A 19,672-nucleotide genomic window follows, 5' to 3' on the forward strand; every position below is an offset into this window, starting at 1 on the left:
AGACGAACGAGAACCCGGGACATGGCAATCCTTTTCCCCGGCGGTCAAGAAGCCGATGGTATGACGGACGAAAACGGCTCCGACGAAGGCAGAGAGCAAAGCGGAGAGGAAAACGAGGAGAAATCTTTCCGGGAACGAGTCGAGGAAATCCGCGAGAAACGCGCCGAAGAAGGCGAAGAAGGCGAAGAAGGTGGGGCACCCGAGAGCCCGTTCGGCGGCGGTGGCGGTGGCGGTCCTGGCGGTATGGGCGGTGGCAACCCGTTCGCTCAGATGATGGGTGGGATGATGGGCGGCGGCCCGGGCGGTCCCGGCGGTCGACCCGGTGGCGACGAAAGCAACGAAGAACTGGTCCGTGAGGTCCGCCAACTCCGCGACGAGATGCGAGACCAGACCCGCGCTCTCAAGCGCATTGCCGACGCACTCGAGGACGACTAACTGCCAGTTTTCCGATTTCGTTTCTCGTCGATCTTTGCCGTCGGTGACGATTCCCGACAGTGCAGTTTAGGCAACTTCCGACTGAACGAGCCAGGGCCTGATCGCCTGTAACACGGCGACAACGAGCTTCGACTCGGCTGCCCGAAGCCGCTGTGAGACGGCCGACTTCGAGATGTCGAGCTCCGCCGAGAGCTCCTCGAGTCCGGTTTCGCGGGGCTGTTCGTAATATCCTCGCGTATACGCCAGCTCGAGTGCCCGGAGCTGTTTCGTCGTGAGCGATCCGACGTCGACCTCGGCGACGTGGTCGTCGCTAGGATCGACGACCGCCATGCCCTGTGGATCGACCGTCGCCTCGAGTTCCGCCAGGTGGGTGAGAACCTCCTGGACCGAATCGATATCCGACACCTCGGTCGTGATTCGCAATCGATCTGCGTTCTCGAGTCCGGTCATTCGTGTGCACGACGGGTTTGTATCGCGTCGATCGATCGTAGTTGCGCTCGTGCTCTCACTCTCGAGCGATCTATCCGACCCCATTGCCGCGTTGCGTGACGTCGACGGGCCTGAATCACCTGTGCGGCCATACTCGTACGGTCAGACTCCGTCACGCTCAGTGTCTCTCTTCATAATACAGCCAGGGGCCTGTCAACGGTGTATCATACGGTTTGCTGTCAGTCAGTGCCGGCGCGTCCGCGCGCCCTTCTGCGGTCGCGCCGGGACAGCGGGACAGCAGTCCGTCTCAGGCTCGAGTGACACCCTCACTCGTCCTCGCTCGAGACCGTCGATTCGGTCGTTCGCTCGGGAGCGTCTCTGGGTCTGTCAGTGGTTCCGATGCGGTCGCTCGAGGGAACGTGGTTCTCGAGCCACGCCGAGATCGAGAAGCGGCCGACGAGGTGGCCGGAGAGAGCTACGCTGACGGCGGCCAGTCCGACCCCTGCGAGCACGTCGATCACCCAGTGGATGCCGAGGTACATCGTCGAAATCCCGATCGAGAGGGCGAAGATAGTTGCCAGGACTGCCCACGTCGGGTATATCCGACGGGTTCGGTAGGCCAGGAACGCGACGGTCGCCGACAGCGAAGTGTGTAGCGAGGGGAAGACGTTCGTGTTGCGGTTGACCTGTCGGGTGAGATGCTGGTACTGCGGATACGTGTCGTACAGCAACGGCTGGACGAGATCCGGCATGATGTTTCGCGGGCCGTAGGCGACGACGAGGGCGTAACAGCACAGTCCCAGCACGTAGTTGAGCGTGTAGGCGGTCAGCAGCTCCCGGAGCGGTCGCGTGTTCGACAGTGCGAAGTACGCGACGAGAGGGAACACGAGCAAGAAGACGTAACCGTAGATATAGATAAACGAGAAGTACGCCGTCAGTTCCGGCGTCGCCTGTGACTGCAGCCAGAGGATGACGTACTGCTCTACGTCGTAAATCAGCTCGGTGACGTGCCAGCCGATCATCAACGAGACGTCCGGAACCCAGTCCCTGGCGACGCCGTTGAACAGCAAGACGAGTGCGAGAACGATCGTGATCGGGGCGGTCGCACGCACCCGGTCTCGCCACTCGAGTCGAGTGTCTCGGAGTCGGTACCGGCCGATGAGAACTACCGTCGAAACGGCAAGCATGAGTGTGACGACGGCGGTCAACTGGACGAGCACCTGGAGTAACATCAGCGTCTCACCCGGAGTCGGCCGTCCGCGTCGTAGCTGAAGCCAGCCGACTCGAACGCGTCGCGTGCAGCGACGTCGTCGATTTCGCCGTCACTGCCGAGAAACGGCGCGGCAGGATCGTCACCGTCCCACGCGAGGGCGTCGGGAGTCCACTCCTCGGTGACCGGCACCGTGAGCGGCCTGGCATGGCCGTCGAAGACATCGTCGACGAGCCAGGCCTCGTCGAGCAATCGGGCGACGATCCGCCGGAAGTGAGGATTACCAAACGGCGCTTTCCGGAAGTTGAACCCGACGTGGTAGAACGTCCGTGCCGGCGACTCGAGCAATTCCACGCCCTCGGTCTCGGCGGCGAGAGCGACCGTCTCGTCGACGACGTAGCTCTCGAGAGGGTCGGTCGTGACGTCCGCGTCGCCGTTCGAGACGATTTCGATGGCTGACGTGCTCCGGGGGTCGATCCGGACGCGGAACTCCTCGACGGTCGGTCCGGGGAGGTCGACGTCGTTCCGGAGCGTGAAGTGGTCGTCGTACCGTTGGAAGGTGACGTACTCGCGTTCGTTTCGGTCGACGAACTCGAAGGGTCCTGATCCGATCGCGGGAACGTTGTCCAGAACGACGGCGTCGGTCGTCCCATCGGCGACCTGTACTCCTGTGACGTCTGTCGACGCCGACCGTTCTCGCCAGACGTGTTCCGGGAGGATTGGAACCGCAAGCGCGCGTTCGGCGGCCGGTTCGCCGCCCGCGATCGGGAGTTCGATACGGGCCCCGTCGGCGTCGATTTCGTCGACGACGACTGGAGCGACGTGCCCTCGGTGACGCGGCGACGGTGTCGACACGCCGTCACCTCCCAGAGTCGTATCCACGAGAAACCGGTAGGTAAACTCGACGTCGGCCGGCGTGACCGGCTCTCCATCGTGGAACCGACAGTCGTCTCGGAGTTCGACGGTCAGCGTTCCGCCGTCCTCGTTTTCCGCCCACTCCCAGGACTCGGCGAGCCACGGGTGATAGCGAGCGTCCGCTTTGCCGCCGTCAGCCAGTGGCGGGTCCCCCTCATCGTCGACCGTCCCTGCGGCCGGTGTGACTGCCAGCGGGTCGTAGAGCAGGCCAGTAAACAGCCCGCGGTTGCGGTACTCGACAGACAGCGGGTTGAGGTTCCAGGACGGTCGCGGGTCCGTATGGACTGCCCGGAGTCGTTCGATCTCGCCACCTCCAGCTCCGAGATCGAGATAGCCCAGCGGCGTTCCGGGGTGGAACCTTCTCCAATCGTTGGCTCGATCGCTTCTGACGAGACGGTACTCCTCGGGCGCACAGATCGGAACGAAAGGCTGGTGGGTCACGAACGCCTCGAGCGTCTCCGCGACTGCGTCCCGACGCTCGTCGCCGTCGGTCCGGCGCTGCATCTCGAGGAGGTCGTCGAACGCGAGGTCGGTAAATCCGAACGGATTCTGCCAGCCGGGTTCGTCCGCGTACGTGGAGTGTAGCGCCTCGTAGAGAAACGCCGGCTCGGTCGCCTCGGGATACCAGCCGACATAGAGGTCGAAGTCGTGGTTGACAAGCACCGCCCGGAGGAACTCGTCGCTGGCGAGTAACTCGATCGAGGCGTCGATCCCGACGGCTTCGAGAGCGTCTCGAACTCTGCGAGTGAGTCGGATGCTCTCTCGATCGCCGTCTGACGGAAGCGTGGTGATCGTCACGGAGAGTGGCTCGAGTCCATCCCGGTTGACGGCACTGCGAACGTGGCGGAGACAGCCGCTGGTTGCGACGGCCAACCCGGTCGTGGCGAGCATCGTCCGACGGCTCGTTTCGCTTTCCAGGCTATCGACGGAGCCATCGGACGGTTCGGTGGAGGGAGGGCCTGACATTTCGGGTTCGTTCGTTTCTCAGTTCGCCGGTGGTGGTATAACAGTATTGTGCTGGCTCACACGTAGCGAGGATCTGTTCCAGCCGTGACGGTCACGGGTTACCCAGCGTTTCGACTGTCGACGAGGGCCATCGAGAGAGCGACACACCCGGCTGCCAGGGCGATGCCGGCGACGACATCGATCACCCAGTGGAATCCGAGGTACATCGTCGAGATGACGACTGAGAGTGCGATAACGACGGCGACGGGAGTCCAGCGGGGATACTGCTCCCGAGTCCGGTAAGCGAAGATGGCGACAGTCACCGACAGTGACGTGTGTAGCGAGGGAAAGACGTTCGTACTGCTATTGAGTTGGCGGGTGAAGTGGTGATACTCCGGGCTGGCGTCGTATACCATCGTGCCCGCGAGTAGGTCGGGCATCACGTTTCGGGGTCCGAGGGCGATGACGACCAGATAGAAGACGAGCCCGATCGTATAGTTCAACGAGTACGCCGCCAGAAGCTGTCGAAAATAGATGGTGTTCGACAACGCGAAGTAGGCGATTCCAGGGAAAATAAGCAGGAAAGCGTAACCGTAGACGTAGATCGCCGAGAAATACGCCGTCAGCTCCGGGCTCGCGACCGACTGGAAGACGAGGACGAACTCCCCCTCGAGCTCGTAGAACAGCCAGGTGAGCTGAATCCCGATCGCATCGGAAATCGTCGGTCCCTCCTGGCGCATGACGCGGTTGATTCCGAGCACAACCAGGAGAACGACGAGCAACGGTCCGCTTTCCCGGAACCGCGATCGCCACTCCATCTGTAGCGTTGCGAGTCGACGACGACCGACGAACGTCGCCACCGCGACCGGGAGCAGGATACCGACCACGGCGACGACGCGAATCAGGACATCGGTCAACATCGTCTAGTACTCCCATACCAGCCGCCCGTCTTCGTCGGAGCGCAGTCCCGCCCGCTCGAACGCCGATCGTGCCGTCTCGAGGTCGAGGTCACCGTCGTTGCCGGCAAAGTCGTCATCGCCGTCCCACGCGAGTGCCGCGGGAGTCCACGCGTCGGGAACCGGCGTCGAGATTGGAACTGCGTCACCGTCGAAGCCGTTCTCGGCGAGCGTAGACTTGTCCAGCAACCGGGTGATCGCACGGCGCAACTCGACGCCGTCCTCGTCACAGGGAGTCCGACGGGTGTTGAACCCGAGGTAGTAGAACGTCCTCGAAGGTTGAGCGGCGTGTTCGACGACGTCGTCTGCCGGAACACGATTCACCGCGTACGCCTGGATCGGCGAAGCCGTTACGTCGGCGTCGCCGTCTGCGATCCGTTCGACCATGGAGGCGCTGTTGGGATCGACTTCGAAGTGGAGTTCGACGGCCGGTGGAGTGGCGGCTGCTGCCGACTCCTCGCCGTCTCCGCCCCGGACAGCGAAGTGCTCCTCGTGGCGCTCGAGAGTGAGCGAGTCACGTTTCGACCGATTCGCGAGCCGATAGACCCCACTTCCGACGGGGTCGACGTCGCCGGTGACGGGCTCCCGGTGGCCCTGCGGGGGAGACGACCGATGCCCGCGTTCCGACGCGAGCCGCTCCTGCCAGACGTGTTCGGCCAAGATCGGAACAGTCAGTGCACGGCCAGCAACAGCCTCGGCCGCCTCGAGCGAAATCGTCAGAGCGTACTCGTCGTGGACCTCGAGGTCGTCGACCGCCGAGATGCGGCCACTGTAGCGTGGTGCTGGCGAGGGAAATGCCGAGTCGGGGGCCGTATCCGCGAGAAACCGATAGGTGAACGCGACATCGTCGGCAGTCACCGGCTGCCCGTCGTGGAACCGACAGCCCTCCCGGAGCGAGAGAGAGATCGTCGTCGAGTGGCCGTCCTGTTCCCACGTCCACGAGTCTGCGAGCCACGGTCGGAGCGTCCCGTCCTCGTAGGTGCCAAGCGAGTCATACAGCAGGTCCACGATCGTTCCGCGCCGGCGCATGGTCACCGACAGTGGGTTACAGTTTCGAGACGGCCGGGTATCCGTCAACAACGCGTGTAACCGATCGTCGTCCTCGACGGAAGCGAGATGCAGGTAACCGGCTCTAGACGCAACTGGGGCGTCATCCAGATCGTCGACCTCGAACCGATCCGACCGGACGAGACGGTGTTCGGTCGGGCGACAGATCGGTTCGAACGGCTTCGCAGCGACGATCGCGTCTAGCAGGTCGGCGACATATCCGCGCCGCTCGGCCTCGCTTGCCAGGCGCTGGGCCTCGAGCAGCCGGTCTACGGTTTCGTCGGTGAACTCGAACGGGTTCTGGCGACCGGGCTGGGTTGCAAACCGCGAGTGGAGGGCACCGTAGAGGAAATCGGGGTCGGCGGCGGCGTCGACGGGATAACGATCCACGAAGAGATCGACATCCCGATCGAGGAGAACTGCCTCCAGAAATCCTGCCCGGGGACGGACATCGAGAGTAACGTCGACGCCGACCGCCTCGAGATTCGACTCGAGGTGTCGGGCGATCCGGATCGCACCGCGGTCGTCGTCGGTCGGCACAGTCGCAAGCGACAGCGATACCTGTCTCCCGTCGTCGACGACAGTCTCGACGCCGCGGGTGACACAACCGCTCGTCGGGAGGAGGGCACCGACAGCAGCGGCGAGGACGGATCGACGGCGAACGGGGCCGGTGGAGGGGGAGGGGACGGACGTCCAATTCATCTGTCACGTGCTTTCGAGGGTGGGATATAACAGTATTGTGTCCTGCAGTCGACCCATCCCCGACCCCGCTTCGAGTTCCGATCGCCGCCGATCGACCGAGCCCGCGACGGAGACGCGACGCGAGAGTCGTCGTCGAACACAACATCAATAGGCGTACCGACGAAACGGAAACACATGAGCGTCGCTGCCGAACGGATCGAACAACTCCACGAGTTAGCCAGAGCAGCGGCGACCGAGGACGACAAAGAGCGTGCACGCTACTACGTCCAACTCGCGCGCCGAGTCGCCGAACGAAACCGACTCTCGCTCCCCCGCAAGTTCCGCCGGTTCACCTGCGATAACTGCGACGCCTATCTCCGGCCAGGACGGAACGCCCGCGTCAGACTCCAAGACGGTCACGTCGTGCTCACCTGTGACTGTGGGACACAGGCGCGGTACCCATACGAGGGGAGCGACGACGACACCACCGACAGCAGGCAGTGACCGACTCCCGTGGTTTGCTACCCAGTTGTCGGCTTCATCACCCGTGAACGGGTGGACTTTCGCCTCGCTACCGCTGTAACGTACCGCCAGAATCGGAGGGGACACCCGTCTCTCGAGGGGACAACTGCTCGAGTCGCCGTCTCGTTCTATTCGCGAAGATACAAACCGTTCGACGCCAATACTCGATGATATGGATCGAGAGATGCTTCGGAAACGAGCACACGACCTCGACGTCACCGTCTGGGTCGGCAAAAGTGGCATCGAATCCGTCGTCGACGAACTCGACGACCAACTAACCGACCGTGATCTGGTGAAGGTCAAATTCCTGCGGGCCGCACGCGCCGGCAGTTCGACCGAGGAGAAAGCAAAAGAACTAGCCGACCGCGTGAGCGCGGACCTCGTCGAAACCCGCGGCCACACCGCCGTCCTGCATCGATGAGCCTGCTTCCTCTCCAGGCCCAGGCCGGAGAGGACCTCGGCCCGATCGGGAACGTTTTCGAGTCGCTCGTGGACGAATCACTCGCTGCCAGTCTGGAGGGGGCGACCCTCTTTCTCGTCGCGTTCGTCGCGGTCTACGCAGTCGGCCGGCTAGCGCTCGTCCCGCTCGTCCGCCGAGCCCTCGAGACGCGCGAACTCGATGCCCACGCCCGTAAACCGCTGCTGAAGCTGACACGGTTTAGCGTCATCTTCCTGGCAGTTGCGATTGCCTTCGGCTTCGCCGGCTACGGTAACTTTCTCGTCTCGATGGCGGGTATCGCTGCGGCTGGCGCGATCGTGATCGGACTGGCGATGCAACACACTATCGCGAACGTCGTCGCCGGCGTGTTCATCTACGCCGACGAGCCGTTTCGGATCGGCGACTGGATCGAGTGGGACGACTATTCGGGCGTCGTCGAGGACATCAGTCTCCGAGTTACGCGTGTGCGGACGTTCGACAACGAACTGTTGACGGTGCCAAACGCACAGCTCTCTGAATCAGTGATCAAGAACCCCGTCGACGCCGACGAACTCCGCCTGCGATTCGTCTTCGGCGTCGGCTACGACGACGACGTAGAGCAGGCCCGCGAGATCATCCGCGACGAGGCGACCGACCACCCGAACATCCTCGACGACCCCGAACCGTCGGTCCGGCTCACCGAACTCGGCGACTCCGACGTCGGCCTCGAGTCCCGATTCTGGATCGCAGACCCCTCTCGGAGCGACGTCGTCCGCATCAAAGGCGAGTTCGTCACCGCGGTCAAACAGCGGTTCGACGAGGCAGGGATCGACATCCCCTACCCCGTCCGGACGCTCGAGGGTGACCTCGGCCTCGAAACCGACCGTGGCATTCTCGAGTCCACCGAGTAATTTAATTCGGTGAATCGATACGCTGTGGCGCTCGCAGAATCGGCACAAACGGTCTGCTGAAGACGGACGATGAGTGTACCACGACGGCTCCGTTTGTTACGCCGGTAAGCTCACTATACGCATACTGATACTGTCGGACAGAAGTCAATACGAAGTCGACCGCGGACTCGCGGCCATCTCCTCCGGTGGCGGCCCCACCAGAGCGACCGATCGTCACGCAGTTCTGCCCGGCAGTATGAACACCGGAGTCCTTCCCATCCTCGAGATCGGAACTCTCGAATGAAAACTTGCCTAGGGAGTGTTTTTGTGCAGCTGTTTGGCCCAACAATTGTATTAAATCTATTATATATTTAATAAAGGCACGAATGCCCAGTATAATATATAAACAAACGAAATAAAATCCGCAGACAGTGACTCATTTATAAACGACCCACCGCCGTCTGTCGGATTCGAAGCGTTCGGAAAACGGATGGGCGCTGCAGGATTTGAACCCGCGGCAGCTTGGTCCGAAGCCAAGTACTCTGTCCAGACTGAGCTAAGCGCCCTCATCGTATCTGTAACCGCGGGTCCCGTATAAGTGACTCGATTTTCAGCCGTTTCGATACTCTTCCACATTCTCTCGAGTCCCGATACGGGCACTTGATTCCCGGCCGATGAAAATTGACATTGGAGACTTTTTGAGGGGATACGTATCTTCGAGTACACCATGACGGTGAACGAGCTGCCCCAGTCGGACGACGGCCAGTCTGCGGACGCACCGCTCGAGTTGCTCACGGACGACGAGGAGGTATGGACGGCCGTTCCGGTCGATGCGACGGGGGATGACCGGGTGACAAAGTGGATCTCGGTCGACTACGACCTCCTCTGTGATCTCGAGGAGTGGCGGTAACTGACTTTTCGATGGTTCTCACTTCGTCGGTGGATCGTGCCGTTTAACCTGTCTGCCTGACCACTCCCGTGCATGACAGCGGGGGAGACGGTTAGCGGGCTACTAGAGTTGACGCGGCCGGTAAACGTGATTGCGGCGAGTGTGCTGACGTTTATTGGCGCGTTCGTCGCAGGTGGAATCGTAGACCAGCCGTTTGCGGTTGCGGCGGCAGTGGGTGCGACCGGGCTGGCTGTGGGCGCTGGAAACGCGATGAACGACTACTTCGATCGCGAGATCGATCAAATCAATCGGCCAGATAGGGCGATTCCACGCGGGGCGGTGAGCCCTCGGGGGGCGCTCGTGTTCAGCGTTGTTCTCTTCGGACTGGCGGTCCTGCTTGCGGTGTCGCTGCCGTGGACGGCGATCGGAATCGCGGCGATCAACCTCATTGCGCTGGTTGCTTACACTGAATTCTTCAAGGGGCTTCCCGGCGTCGGGAACGCGCTGGTCGCGTACCTGGTTGGGAGTACGTTCTTGTTTGGTGCTGCAGCGGTCGGTGACGTCGGCCCTGCTGTCGTTCTCTTCTTGCTCGCGGCGCTTGCAACCCTGACTCGAGAGATCGTCAAGGACGTCGAGGATGTCGAGGGTGACCGGGAAGAGGGACTGAACACGCTGCCGATCGCGATCGGCGAGCGACGGGCGCTGTGGATCGCCGCTGCGTTGCTAGCGATTGGCGTGCTGGCGAGTCCGCTCCCGTACCTTCTCGGGTACTTTGGGGCTGTCTACCTGGTGCTCGTTGTCCCGGCAGTCCTGATCATGTTCGGGGGGACCGTTCAGAGCTTCGACGATCCGACCGTGGGTCAGTCGTGGCTCAAGTACGGGATGTTTCTCGCGACGCTGGCGTTCGTCGTCGGACGGGGGTCGATGGAACTGGGGTTGTTTTGAGTCGGGTCAGAGTGAACGGGTGGTTCGAGGTAGCCGATAGATCGGTCGAGATCACTGTGCCAGGATCTGGCCGATGTAGCCCTGCGTGTTCCCGGCGGTTGCGTGCTTGGTTCGGATGACTCGCTTGGATCGTCTTCGACGTTCGGCCTACCGTCCGCTGTCGTTCGGGATGTCGGCGGCCTCTTTGGTCGTTTTCTGACGTTTCTGCAGACAGGATCGACCGAACCGACGACAGGTGTTTACGCGAGACTCGAGTATCGAGACGGATGGTGGCGTCCGACGATGAGATCAGGGCGGCTCTCACACACGAGCCGGTCGCGGTGGTCGGCTGTTCGAGGACGCCGGGGAAAGCGGCCTACGATGTCCCGGCTTTCTTCCACGACCGAGAGTACGACGTGATTCCGGGTAACCCCTTTGTGGACGAAACGTTCGGTCGGGAGGCCGCCGATTCACTCGCGGAGGTGACAGGGCTGATCGATGTCGTCTGTATTTCCGCCCGAGCGAGGGGGTGTGTGGGGTCGTCGACGAGGTCTGCAACCGAGACGATGTCGCAGTCGTCTGGACTCGGCAGGGCATCCGTGACGACGAGGCAGCCCCGGTCGCGAGAAGTGATGGTCGGGCGGTCGTTCAGGACCGATGTATGAACGTCGAGCACCGTCGACTGATCGCGTGACTGGCCGTCTCGAGGTTGGCTCCGGACCGGAATCGCCACCGGTGACTACCACACCTAAATACGGCGGTATTTCGGCTGCATTTACGTCGAAAGGCCGACTCACCGACAGAGACTTATTTGCCAGAGGAGTAGTCGATACCAGTATCCATGTGTGACCGGTTCGGGAGCTGTTCGAACGACGAGACCTGTCAGCTCGTTTTGCGGAACCGGGTTACGGGGATGGAAAAAGTGGAGCACTACTGCAAGGCCCACCTCGTGCTTCGGGTTTGGGAAGTCGAACGCGACGAGGAACTTGACGTCGTCGATGCGACGACGCTCCGACAATCCTCCACGCCGAGTTAGTGCGCCGTCGAGTGGCGGCGTGTGCGTCGCACGGGTCTACCGCACTCGGTTCGACTCGCAGCGGTAAGTGGGGTGCCAGCGAGTTTGGTCAGGAGCTCCACTCCTCGAACGAGCGGTAGATCCCTTTCGAGAGGTACCGCTCGCTCGAGTCTGGAAAGATAGTTACGACCGTGTCGTGGGGCGTCTCGATATCGCCGATCGCTATCTTTCGGGCGACGCGTTTGGCTGCGACGCTGGCCGCGCCGGCACTCGAGGCGACGAGGTGGCCTTCCTCGCGTGCGAGTCTGACGAGTTCGTCGTGAGCGTCGCGGTCGGCGACGGGGTAGACGTCGTCGACTAGTTCGGGATCGAACAACTCGTTCGTGCTGGGGTCGTGGGTACCGATCCCCTCGATCTTGTACTCGTCTTCGTCGCGGTCTTCGCCGACGATTTCGCCGTACAGCGATCCTTCGGGTTCGACAGCGGCGACGTGGGTTCGATCGTCCTGTTCGAGAGCGTGACGGGCGATTCCCATGAGTGTGCCTGCCGTTCCACAGCCGGCGACGACGGCACCGACCTCGCCATCGAGTGTCTCGTAGATTTCGGGCCCCGTGGTCGCGTAGTGGGCTTCCGCGTTCAGCGGGTTCGAGAACTGTTGGGGGACGACGGCGTCGTCGAGTTCCTCGGCCAGTTCGTGGGCGCGCTCGATCGCGCCGCCCATTCCGTCCTCGGTTGGGGTGTTGATTATCTCCGCGCCCAGTGCGTCCATGAGCTGCTGTTTCTCTTGGCTGAACCGTTCGGGGACGACGAAGATGGCGTCCAGTCCGAGCTGTTGGGCGGCAATCGCGAGACCGATCCCGGTGTTGCCGGCGGTTGGCTCGATTACCGTGCCACCTGCGGGAACGTCGCCCCGCTCTAGCATCCGCTCGAGCATGTACCGGCCGATCCGATCTTTCACGCTCGCTCCCGGATTGAACGACTCGAGTTTCGCGTAGATCCGGACGTCTTCGACCCCGTCCTGTATGCGCACGAGCGGAGTCTGACCGATCGTCTCGAGTACCGACTCCATCGGTCGGTCGTGGCTCGTCATTGTGCTGGCAAATGTTGCCACTGTTGTTAGGTCTTGCCTTTACGCCCAGTCCCAGCGGGTCGCCCCATCCCGTTGGGGTCGACGGAAAGAGTGTGTGGGAGCCGTCGAACGTGGAGCGAAAGTGCGACGGCGTCGACCGGAGTTACGATTCGGTCTTGGGTCCGTCGACCGACTCCTCGTCTTCGCTCGCGAGTTCGACTTCGTCGATCGCTGCGTCCGCGAGAATTTGTTCGCCGTCGAGTCCCTGTTCGTCGGCGATCGCGATTAGCAGTTCGCGCTGTTCGGAGATTTGGTGGTCGAGTCGCTTGACCGTGTCGTGGGTGTCGTCCATTTCCTCTTCCAGACCGACGATCCGATCCTGGAGTTTCTGAACCTGTTTGTACATTGCCTCTGCTCTATCCGAGAGCCCCTGCAGTTTCTTTGCAGTGCTGCCAAGTCCCATGTGCGTTCGATGTGTCGGCGCGATAATGGGCTTTTTCCTCTTTTGCGCGGTTCTGAGAGTTAATTGTCATCAATACACAATGGGCAACATATTTATTACGAACCACCAGACCACCCTAAATGGGATCGGGGTGACCAACCATGATGATACGAACGAACACCCCAAGCACCTGGATGCAAGGTCTCGAGCTGCCGTCCCGTCTCTTAGACAACGGTGACAGCGACTACGAACGGTACGAGGAGGACGACGAGTTCGAGACCGGCCCCCGCGCCGAGGAGTTCGACGAGGTCCTCGAGAGCGCAGAAGCCGGAGCCGAGTAATCCACGCGGTTTTCGGCAGCTCCGAAACACCGGAAAAGACAGTCGGGGCGGCGATGACGTCGTCCCCATGATCGAGACGCGACAGACGGCCAGGTGGGTCGGACTCGTCGGCTCTGACGGCGAGTGACCGTGGTAGTGTTGCCGAAGAGACTCGCGGTCTACAGGCAGAGCAGGCCGAGTGCCTCGGGGTCGTACGGAAAGCAACGATTTCCGTGACCGAGCGGACCAAAGCTCCGCGATGTCCCCAAGACCTCTGGTCTCGCTTGATGACGAGACGCTTTGCGTCTCGAACCACTTGCCCCCGAAGCGGTTCACGTCGGCTCGTTTCTGTTGCTGATAGTCCGTTACTCGACCGCCTACCAGTTGGGGAGTGACAGCTTACGAAGGCGAGTCCCGGACGTGGTACCAGTCCCTCGAGATCGTCTAGTCGATGACGACCACGGGGGGCGGCCAGCTGGTCGTCGTCGCCGTTGCAGTGTACTTCCTCGCATTGCTCGTCCTGGCGGTCCCGCTCACGGCGAAAGAACGCGGCGAGTCTGGCGAGACAGACCACGGCAACCCCGAGTGGTCGCAGCATCGATTTTGCCGCCCTCGTGCGATCGGAGAGACGAAAGGCCCTTAAGTTGTTGTCTCCTACGTGACGGTGGATAGGTCGGGCAGTTTGGCCCTGCTCACAACCCGCGCTATGGTCATTAGCGGGGACCAAACGCCGCGGGCGTCCGGTCAGACCGACCGGGGCCCCGGGAGCCAACGTGGAAGCCTCGTCCGTCGGGGACAGCGGTCTACGGTGGCCGTCCGCAGGGACGTCCCATCGTGGTTGACCGGCGACAGCCCATCAGGCGCGGAAGCGAGCAGTGGACCGCCGGACACCTGTCGCTCGACGGGTCGCGGGGTGGAGAAGGCAACCGGGATTCCCCCAGTCGGAACGACGGGCAATCGCGGACTCCACACTCATACTGCATTCCTCGAGACCGATAGCGGTGACTCGCCTCGCCCCAGTACGAACGTCGATACCAGTACGACAGTCCGCCTTCCACCTTCATACGGTTTACTGTCAGTTCCAGTTCAACCGCGATCCGAATGTACCAGGGCTCGATCACAGCACTCCGTCCCAGGGCTTGTACGCCGTGCAGCGACGCCGTCGTGAACACCAGAAACCGACTCGAGGGCAACCACGACGACGCTTCGGAAGAACGCCTCGAGTCACGACACCAGATTTCGACGAGCCAGGACAGGGGATGCAAGCGGCGTTGCGGACTCGCAGTCGTGTCTCCGGCCGAAGGATATCGGGTGTCACGTCGACGAGCAAGTAAAGCTTACATGCGTCCCTCGTATTGATGCCGACGATGATCGGTCGTCGCCTCGTTGCCGTGTTCGCTGTTCTCGCGGTCCTCGCCGTTCTTGGTGGTTTCACCGCTCTCGAGCCACACGCAAGCGAGCGTGACGAACCAATGCCGAAGGAACTCTTCGAAAGCGTGTTCGTTCACGCCGACGACCTCGAGAGCGTCCACGGCGACCGGACGACCGAAATCGTGGTCGGAACCGGAAGCGACGCCGAGACGCACAGCCAACGCGTCGAAGTCGTCGAGCGACCGTACACCGAGTACCGGAGCGAGGTTCTCGAGTCGGCCGACCCCGACCGCGTCGGCGACGTCTACGTTTCGACCGCCTCGATCAACTGGTGGTACGATCCCGACGCCAACGTGGCAGACTACTTTGCACCCACAGAGCCGTTCGACGACGACGCGGTTCGTGCGGATCGCGCCGACCATGCCGAACGCCAGCAGAGGTTGTCCGACCTCGAGTACGAAGGAGTCGAGACGGTCGCGGACCGCAAGACCCACGTGCTGACCGTCGAAGCGGAAACCGAGTCGGCCACAGACGGAGTGTCGGTTCTCGTCGGTGACACCGAGTTCGTCTACGCCCTCGAGACGGTCGATCCGAGCGACGAACTCGAGGTTCACGAACAACGGCTCTGGATCGACGCGGAGTACGAGTTCCCGTTGAAACAGGTGCTCGTTTTGAAGGCTGACACAGAGAACGAACGCTACGTCATGACCGAGCAGTTCGAGAGTGTCACGTTCAACGGCGACGTCGACGAGGAGACGTTCGCGTTCGAACCACCCGAGAACGCGACGGTGACCGATCTCGGCGGCGGTTGAGACGGTCTGTTGCACTTTTCTGACGACGCCGTGAACTGCCAGCAGTCGTTCAGCAGCGGGTTACACCAGTCCGATCGTGGCGAGATACTCGGACGCGATATGTTTCATACGGTTTGCTGTCCGTCAGTTCCGGCGCGACCGCAGGAGGTCTCGCTGTCGCGCCGGGACATCGGGACAGCAGTCCGTATCACGGCCGGCCAGGGACTTCGTTCACCGCGTGACCAAGAGCCTGCAGCGCCCATGCTTTTTCGACTCGGCCAGAACCCAGCACCCAGTAGGACGGGTTTCGATCGACTCGATCTCGAGTCACCAGTTATCTTGTCCATTGGTCTTTAGTTAGGCCTCAGCAGCCGGTTTGATGGCGGTAGCGAGCTGTTCTTGGAGAACCGGGCGTTGTTTGTGGATCTTCTGTGCGTCGGCGATGAGGCGGTCAAGCAGTGGTGGCGGAGAATACCCGAGGTAGCCACTCAACCGGTAGAGAATGAGCTGGGCGTGCGACCGGAAGGTCGCCGCCCAGCGTTCCGGCGGAAACACGAGGTTATCATCTGCGTGTTCGATGACCAGGCTGAGCAACTCACGGCTCACGACCAAGGACAACAGCGCCGCGTACAGCAGAATCTCTACGACGTGCTTCTTCGTCGTATCGAACTCATCCAGTCTGTACTGCGTCTTCAGCTCCCGGAACAGTAGTTCTGCTTCCCAGCGACAGCGGTAGATCGTCGCTAGATCCTCCGGCAGGAACTCTTCACGCGAGAGATTCGTGATGTACAAATGGTAGTCGTCGGCGTCCTCGTTGCGGACGCCGACGACGCGGAACCGTTTCATATCACGTGACTGCGTGCCCGCGTACTCTCTCCGGTCAAACTCGATCTCAACTTCGACGTCGATGTACTTGCGGCAGAAATCGTCCACGACGTCGAAGATCTTCTTCCCTTCCAAGGGAATGGCGCGGCCGCTCCATTCCCGTAACTCGTCGGTTACAACCGGGTTAGAGCTGCGTTTCAGTCGGCTCACGAAGTAGCCGTCGTTCTCGTCGATCAACGCGAACCGCCGGTACTTGAAATAGGCCAGATCGAGGATCGCTAGCCGACCTTCGAGCCACGATCCTGTCTCGAACTGCGTACTGTCGTGTCTTTTCTCGTCTGTGACGCTGAACCGGTCGATCGTCTGCTCAGTGACGTTGTGGAGCAGGTGGAGCCGTGCTCCAGCCTGCTCCTCACGGCGACCTTCGTACTCCTCAGAAAGCAACTTGTGAAGCCGGAGAACCGTTCCATCTGCGATCATCACGTCTCTGAATCGGTTGAACTCCTCTGAGACAGTGTGGGGGACAGCGACCTCGTCGAGCCCGCACTCGACGAGGTCGCGGAGGTACTCTGCGAGAGTCGGCGTCAACCGCTGATAGAACCCTCCTGGGGACAATGTCTTGTCTGCAGTCGAGTTGTAGCTTCGTCTGAAGCTGGCGAGCGTTCGGCTTGCGCCGCCGGCGAAGCCGAACGCAAATGACCAGACGAGCGGTGGAATCTGCAGCTTCCGATCGCGCTCGACCACGCCGACGGCATCGGCGTGGTCTTCGAGCGCTTCAGATGGAAGGAAGTTAGTGAGATAGCGTTTCACTTCCTGTGAGGAGGGGTTAGACTGCACATCTTCCTCCTCCTCCTCATTCCTTCCGAAAAGTAACTCCGATAAGCCGCCGCTATCGTGCGGTTTTGCGCCTAACTAAAGACGGATGTTATCTTGTCTTTCTCTGGGTTGGTGCCTTCGTGGACGAAAGTGGAGGGGCTGGTCTCGAGGGGAGGGGAGTTCGTCGTTCCAACGCAGCAATCGAGCGTATCGCAGTAGGCGTTTTCGAGCGACAGTCCCCCTCCGAGACCCATAGCTTCAAACGGGTACAGTGCGGCTACCTCATCGTGACACGGGAGATTCGATCCTATCTGAGTGCACACGGCACGAAGGGACCGACGCTTGCACCGGACGGTAGGCTGGCGTTTCTCGCGGATACGACGGGATCGATGCAGGTTTGGACTCTGGGAAGACCGGAATCGTGGCCGACCCGGCGGACGTTCTACGACGACCGCGTTTCGTTCGTCTCGTGGTCGCCCGCTGGTGACGAAATCGCTTTCGGAAAGGACGCTGGAGCCGACGAACACGACCAGCTGTTCCGACTCGAGCCCGAGGACGGACGGATCGAGCAACTCACCGATCGGCCCGACGCGATCCACGCGTGGGGTGGCTGGAGTCCGGACGGCGATCGAATCGCGTTTACCGCCAACCGACAGGACTCGTCGAATTTCGATGTATACGTGATGGACGTCGCCGACGACGAGTCCCGGTCCGAAAACGCCCCGACGCTCGTCTGGGAGGGCGATGGTCGGCTCGAGGTCAGCGCCTGGAGTCCGGATGGTCGGCACCTCCTTGTCGTCGAGGCCCACGCCAGCGCAGACGACGACCTCCACGTGGCCGACGTGGCGACCGGCGAACGCCGACACGTTACGCCCCACGAGGGCCACGTCCGCTACCGCGATCCGACGTTTGGACCGGACGGGGAGGCGATCTACTGCGCGAGCGACGCGACCGACGACACCCTGGAGCTCGTCCGGATCGACCTCGACACACTCGAGGTCGATCCGGTCGTCGACGGCGGCGAGTGGAGCATCGACGGGGTCGCACTCGAGGCCGAGAGCGGCAGACTGGCGTTCACCCGTAACGTCGAGGGCTACTCCGAACTCCACGTCGGCCGGCTGGCGTCTCCAACGAAGGCAGACACTATCGAGGTCGAGGTGCCCGACGGCGTCGTTTCCAATCTGACGATCGGCTCCAGTGGCGAGCGTGCGGCGATGACCGTCTCCGCGACCGATCTGAACTACTCGATCTACACGGTCGACCTCGAGGGCGTCGGCGAGGACACGGCCCCAGAAGTAGAGCGGTGGACGGTCCCGTCGTCGGGCGGCGTCCCGCTCGAGGAGTACCACGGACCCGACCTGGTTCGGTACGAGACCTTCGACGGGCGGGAGATTCCCGCCTTTTTCACTCGTCCAGAGGAGTCCGAGGCGGGAGAGTCGCCAGTGATCGTGGACATCCACGGCGGGCCACACTCCCAGCGTCGGCCCTCGTGGCGCAACCGTCCCGTCCGGCAGTACTTCCTGGACGCCGGCTACGCCATCTTCGAGCCGAACGTTCGCGGCTCGTCGGGCTACGGCCGCGAGTACGCCGCCTTAGACGACGTCGAGAAGCGCATGGACTCGGTTCGCGACGTCGCAGCGGGCGTCGAGTGGCTCCGCGACCGTTCCGAGCTAGACGCCGACTCGATCGTCTGCTACGGCCGGTCCTACGGCGGGTTCATGGTGCTCGCCTGCATCACCGAGTACCCCGACCTGTGGGCGGCCGCCGTCGACTTCGTCGGCATCGCGGACTGGATCACGTTCCTCGAGAACACCGGCGACTATCGACGCTCCCACCGCGAGGCCGAGTACGGATCGCTCGCGGAGGACCGGGAGTTCCTCGAGTCGATCAGCCCCATCCACGACGCCGAGCAGATCGAGTGCCCGCTGTTCGTCCAGCACGGCGCGAACGACCCGCGTGTGCCGGTCGGCGAAGCACGCCAGATCGCCGAGGCCGTCGAGGAACAGGGCGTCCCCGTCGAAACCTGTATCTTCGAAGACGAGGGCCATCACACGACCAAACTCGAGAATCGCGTCGAACAGTTCGAACGGATCGCGGACTTCCTCGAGGAGTACGTGTAGTGAGGCGGGTCTCGGGACTCTCGAAAGATCGCGTTAGGATCGACTAGGCTCGAGTCAGCAACAATACGACACAAAAATGAAGATACCATCCGTGACAAGCGATCGAATTCCGATCCCAATGTCCGCTATTAGAACCCCAGGAACGGCTTCTGGGAGTATGTTCCGGATGGTTACCGGTGGTTAGTCACCGTCGACTTCGAAGTCACCGATCGTTGCAGTTGCGGTGGCCTGATCGTCTACAGGTTCCCCCTTGGGTTCGTCATCAAGCTCTCCGATATACGCTACGACTGTGTAACTCTTGTCACCATTCTCGACGGTCTCCGCCATTCCTGTCGAGGTGAGAACGCCATCGTCGATGGGTTCTCCGTCGTTAGCATCCACGATGGCAACACCGTCCGCGTTACCCAGCGACGTCAGGGACACTTCGACCTCGCTCTGGTCGGCGTCGTCGATGTTCACGCCCGCCTGTGGGTCCTGCTGTACGTCGTCGCCGATCCCGAGCACGAACGTTGCGATCACGGCCGCGAGAATAACGGTAATCGCAACCATGAGAATAACGCCGATGACTGGTGAAACGGCACGTTCGTCCTCGTCTCCAAACCGCTGAGTTACTGTTTCGAACATAAGGGTGTCATAGAAGAG

At 61.8% G+C, this 19,672-nt stretch carries 20 protein-coding genes, 1 tRNA gene, 1 other RNA gene and 1 pseudogene; 13 read left to right on the forward strand and 10 right to left on the reverse strand.

Features of this window, described 5'->3' with window-relative positions; all coding sequences use genetic code 11:
• Positions 1–21 precede the first annotated feature (21 nt).
• The gene (locus tag NATGR_RS02965) at positions 22–435 is read left to right on the forward strand and encodes a hypothetical protein (RefSeq protein WP_005576104.1); all 414 of its coding nucleotides are present in this window, start codon (positions 22–24) and stop codon (positions 433–435) included.
• Positions 436–501: 66 nt separating this feature from the next.
• Here NATGR_RS02965 and NATGR_RS02970 read toward each other — a convergent pair whose 3' ends face one another.
• From NATGR_RS02970 to NATGR_RS02990, 5 genes are all read right to left on the reverse strand, one after another.
• A complete protein-coding gene (locus NATGR_RS02970; RefSeq protein ID WP_015233267.1) occupies positions 502–885 on the reverse strand; it encodes a helix-turn-helix domain-containing protein in 384 nt (127 codons plus the stop codon).
• 305 nt (positions 886–1,190) lie between these two features.
• A complete protein-coding gene (locus NATGR_RS02975) occupies positions 1,191–2,096 on the reverse strand; it encodes a phosphatase PAP2 family protein (protein ID WP_005576100.1) in 906 nt (301 codons plus the stop codon).
• A complete protein-coding gene (locus NATGR_RS02980; RefSeq protein ID WP_015233268.1) occupies positions 2,096–3,880 on the reverse strand; it encodes an ABC transporter substrate-binding protein in 1,785 nt (594 codons plus the stop codon). The genes NATGR_RS02975 and NATGR_RS02980 overlap by 1 nt, the downstream gene beginning before the upstream one ends.
• Positions 3,881–4,053: 173 nt before the next feature.
• Complete coding sequence (locus NATGR_RS02985; protein ID WP_005576097.1) at positions 4,054–4,854, reverse strand: phosphatase PAP2 family protein; 801 nt, start codon at positions 4,852–4,854, stop codon at positions 4,054–4,056.
• A 3-nt stretch (positions 4,855–4,857) separates the two neighbouring features.
• Positions 4,858–6,639 (reverse strand): ABC transporter substrate-binding protein, encoded by a 1,782-nt coding sequence (locus tag NATGR_RS02990; protein WP_005576094.1) that lies wholly within the window; start codon positions 6,637–6,639, stop codon positions 4,858–4,860.
• A 174-nt stretch (positions 6,640–6,813) separates the two neighbouring features.
• Between NATGR_RS02990 and NATGR_RS02995 the strand changes: the two genes are divergently transcribed.
• The 3 genes from NATGR_RS02995 (at position 6,814) to NATGR_RS03005 (ending at position 8,469) form a co-directional block, all read left to right on the forward strand.
• The gene (locus tag NATGR_RS02995) at positions 6,814–7,122 is read left to right on the forward strand and encodes a ribonuclease P protein component 4 (RefSeq protein ID WP_005576092.1); all 309 of its coding nucleotides are present in this window, start codon (positions 6,814–6,816) and stop codon (positions 7,120–7,122) included.
• A 190-nt stretch (positions 7,123–7,312) separates the two neighbouring features.
• Positions 7,313–7,561 carry a YhbY family RNA-binding protein gene (locus NATGR_RS03000; protein WP_005576090.1) on the forward strand — a complete coding sequence of 83 codons (249 nt, stop codon included), beginning with the start codon at positions 7,313–7,315 and terminating at the stop codon, positions 7,559–7,561.
• Complete coding sequence (locus tag NATGR_RS03005) at positions 7,558–8,469, forward strand: mechanosensitive ion channel family protein (protein ID WP_005576089.1); 912 nt, start codon at positions 7,558–7,560, stop codon at positions 8,467–8,469. The genes NATGR_RS03000 and NATGR_RS03005 overlap by 4 nt, the downstream gene beginning before the upstream one ends.
• Before the next feature lie 470 nt (positions 8,470–8,939).
• Here the strand turns inward: NATGR_RS03005 and NATGR_RS03010 are convergent.
• A tRNA-Arg gene (locus NATGR_RS03010) sits at positions 8,940–9,014 on the reverse strand.
• A 161-nt stretch (positions 9,015–9,175) separates the two neighbouring features.
• On the opposite strand from NATGR_RS03010, the gene NATGR_RS03015 reads away from it, so the two are divergent.
• From NATGR_RS03015 to NATGR_RS03030, 4 genes and pseudogenes are all read left to right on the forward strand, one after another.
• Positions 9,176–9,358 carry a DUF7511 domain-containing protein gene (locus NATGR_RS03015; protein ID WP_005576084.1) on the forward strand — a complete coding sequence of 61 codons (183 nt, stop codon included), beginning with the start codon at positions 9,176–9,178 and terminating at the stop codon, positions 9,356–9,358.
• Positions 9,359–9,430: 72 nt separating this feature from the next.
• Positions 9,431–10,282 carry a geranylgeranylglycerol-phosphate geranylgeranyltransferase gene (locus tag NATGR_RS03020; RefSeq protein WP_015233269.1) on the forward strand — a complete coding sequence of 284 codons (852 nt, stop codon included), beginning with the start codon at positions 9,431–9,433 and terminating at the stop codon, positions 10,280–10,282.
• A gap of 266 nt (positions 10,283–10,548) precedes the next feature.
• Positions 10,549–10,955: pseudogene (locus NATGR_RS03025) on the forward strand (CoA-binding protein).
• A gap of 147 nt (positions 10,956–11,102) precedes the next feature.
• On the forward strand, positions 11,103–11,297 hold the full coding sequence (locus NATGR_RS03030) for a hypothetical protein (protein ID WP_005576078.1): 195 nt from the start codon (positions 11,103–11,105) through the stop codon (positions 11,295–11,297).
• A gap of 88 nt (positions 11,298–11,385) precedes the next feature.
• On the opposite strand, the gene NATGR_RS03035 is transcribed toward NATGR_RS03030, so the two are convergent.
• Both NATGR_RS03035 and NATGR_RS03040 read right to left on the reverse strand, forming a co-directional pair.
• Positions 11,386–12,366 carry a PLP-dependent cysteine synthase family protein gene (locus NATGR_RS03035; RefSeq protein WP_005576075.1) on the reverse strand — a complete coding sequence of 327 codons (981 nt, stop codon included), beginning with the start codon at positions 12,364–12,366 and terminating at the stop codon, positions 11,386–11,388.
• Positions 12,367–12,508: 142 nt separating this feature from the next.
• Positions 12,509–12,808, reverse strand: coding sequence for a DUF5798 family protein (locus tag NATGR_RS03040; RefSeq protein WP_005576073.1), 300 nt, complete (start codon positions 12,806–12,808; stop codon positions 12,509–12,511).
• Between the two features lie 140 nt (positions 12,809–12,948).
• On the opposite strand from NATGR_RS03040, the gene NATGR_RS20065 reads away from it, so the two are divergent.
• From NATGR_RS20065 to NATGR_RS03050, 4 genes are all read left to right on the forward strand, one after another.
• Positions 12,949–13,128, forward strand: coding sequence for a hypothetical protein (locus NATGR_RS20065; RefSeq protein ID WP_015233270.1), 180 nt, complete (start codon positions 12,949–12,951; stop codon positions 13,126–13,128).
• Between the two features lie 430 nt (positions 13,129–13,558).
• On the forward strand, positions 13,559–13,750 hold the full coding sequence (locus tag NATGR_RS03045; protein ID WP_005576071.1) for a hypothetical protein: 192 nt from the start codon (positions 13,559–13,561) through the stop codon (positions 13,748–13,750).
• 18 nt (positions 13,751–13,768) lie between these two features.
• Positions 13,769–14,080, forward strand: an RNA gene (gene ffs / locus NATGR_RS18675) — signal recognition particle sRNA.
• Between the two features lie 394 nt (positions 14,081–14,474).
• Positions 14,475–15,290 (forward strand): LolA family protein, encoded by an 816-nt coding sequence (locus tag NATGR_RS03050; RefSeq protein ID WP_015233271.1) that lies wholly within the window; start codon positions 14,475–14,477, stop codon positions 15,288–15,290.
• Positions 15,291–15,626: 336 nt separating this feature from the next.
• Here NATGR_RS03050 and NATGR_RS03055 read toward each other — a convergent pair whose 3' ends face one another.
• Positions 15,627–16,931, reverse strand: coding sequence for an IS4 family transposase (locus NATGR_RS03055; RefSeq protein WP_015233272.1), 1,305 nt, complete (start codon positions 16,929–16,931; stop codon positions 15,627–15,629).
• 266 nt (positions 16,932–17,197) lie between these two features.
• Here NATGR_RS03055 and NATGR_RS03060 point away from each other — a divergent pair, with 266 nt between their 5' ends.
• On the forward strand, positions 17,198–19,030 hold the full coding sequence (locus tag NATGR_RS03060) for a S9 family peptidase (protein ID WP_005576063.1): 1,833 nt from the start codon (positions 17,198–17,200) through the stop codon (positions 19,028–19,030).
• Between the two features lie 180 nt (positions 19,031–19,210).
• Here NATGR_RS03060 and NATGR_RS03065 read toward each other — a convergent pair whose 3' ends face one another.
• Positions 19,211–19,654, reverse strand: a complete 444-nt coding sequence (locus NATGR_RS03065; RefSeq protein WP_005576062.1) for a type IV pilin — start codon at positions 19,652–19,654, stop codon at positions 19,211–19,213.
• Positions 19,655–19,672: the final 18 nt, after the last annotated feature.

The organism is Natronobacterium gregoryi SP2 (genome assembly GCF_000230715.2).
GTDB lineage: Archaea > Halobacteriota > Halobacteria > Halobacteriales > Natrialbaceae > Natronobacterium > Natronobacterium gregoryi.

Bases quoted from the DNA above. Each gene is read 5' to 3' on its own strand.
- NATGR_RS03020 (WP_015233269.1), top strand. From the start codon at position 9,431: ATGACAGCGGGGGAGACGGTTAGCGGGCTACTAGAGTTGACGCGGCCG.
- NATGR_RS03065 (WP_005576062.1), bottom strand. From the start codon at position 19,654: ATGTTCGAAACAGTAACTCAGCGGTTTGGAGACGAGGACGAACGTGCC.
- NATGR_RS02970 (WP_015233267.1), bottom strand. From the start codon at position 885: ATGACCGGACTCGAGAACGCAGATCGATTGCGAATCACGACCGAGGTG.
- NATGR_RS02975 (WP_005576100.1), bottom strand. From the start codon at position 2,096: ATGTTACTCCAGGTGCTCGTCCAGTTGACCGCCGTCGTCACACTCATG.
- NATGR_RS02965 (WP_005576104.1), top strand. From the start codon at position 22: ATGGCAATCCTTTTCCCCGGCGGTCAAGAAGCCGATGGTATGACGGAC.
- NATGR_RS03005 (WP_005576089.1), top strand. From the start codon at position 7,558: ATGAGCCTGCTTCCTCTCCAGGCCCAGGCCGGAGAGGACCTCGGCCCG.
- NATGR_RS03015 (WP_005576084.1), top strand. From the start codon at position 9,176: ATGACGGTGAACGAGCTGCCCCAGTCGGACGACGGCCAGTCTGCGGAC.
- NATGR_RS03045 (WP_005576071.1), top strand. From the start codon at position 13,559: ATGACGACCACGGGGGGCGGCCAGCTGGTCGTCGTCGCCGTTGCAGTG.
- NATGR_RS03030 (WP_005576078.1), top strand. From the start codon at position 11,103: ATGTGTGACCGGTTCGGGAGCTGTTCGAACGACGAGACCTGTCAGCTC.
- NATGR_RS02985 (WP_005576097.1), bottom strand. From the start codon at position 4,854: ATGTTGACCGATGTCCTGATTCGCGTCGTCGCCGTGGTCGGTATCCTG.
- NATGR_RS03050 (WP_015233271.1), top strand. From the start codon at position 14,475: ATGATCGGTCGTCGCCTCGTTGCCGTGTTCGCTGTTCTCGCGGTCCTC.
- NATGR_RS02980 (WP_015233268.1), bottom strand. From the start codon at position 3,880: ATGCTCGCCACGACCGGGTTGGCCGTCGCAACCAGCGGCTGTCTCCGC.
- NATGR_RS03035 (WP_005576075.1), bottom strand. From the start codon at position 12,366: ATGACGAGCCACGACCGACCGATGGAGTCGGTACTCGAGACGATCGGT.
- NATGR_RS02990 (WP_005576094.1), bottom strand. From the start codon at position 6,639: ATGAATTGGACGTCCGTCCCCTCCCCCTCCACCGGCCCCGTTCGCCGT.
- NATGR_RS03000 (WP_005576090.1), top strand. From the start codon at position 7,313: ATGGATCGAGAGATGCTTCGGAAACGAGCACACGACCTCGACGTCACC.
- NATGR_RS20065 (WP_015233270.1), top strand. From the start codon at position 12,949: ATGATGATACGAACGAACACCCCAAGCACCTGGATGCAAGGTCTCGAG.
- NATGR_RS03040 (WP_005576073.1), bottom strand. From the start codon at position 12,808: ATGGGACTTGGCAGCACTGCAAAGAAACTGCAGGGGCTCTCGGATAGA.
- NATGR_RS02995 (WP_005576092.1), top strand. From the start codon at position 6,814: ATGAGCGTCGCTGCCGAACGGATCGAACAACTCCACGAGTTAGCCAGA.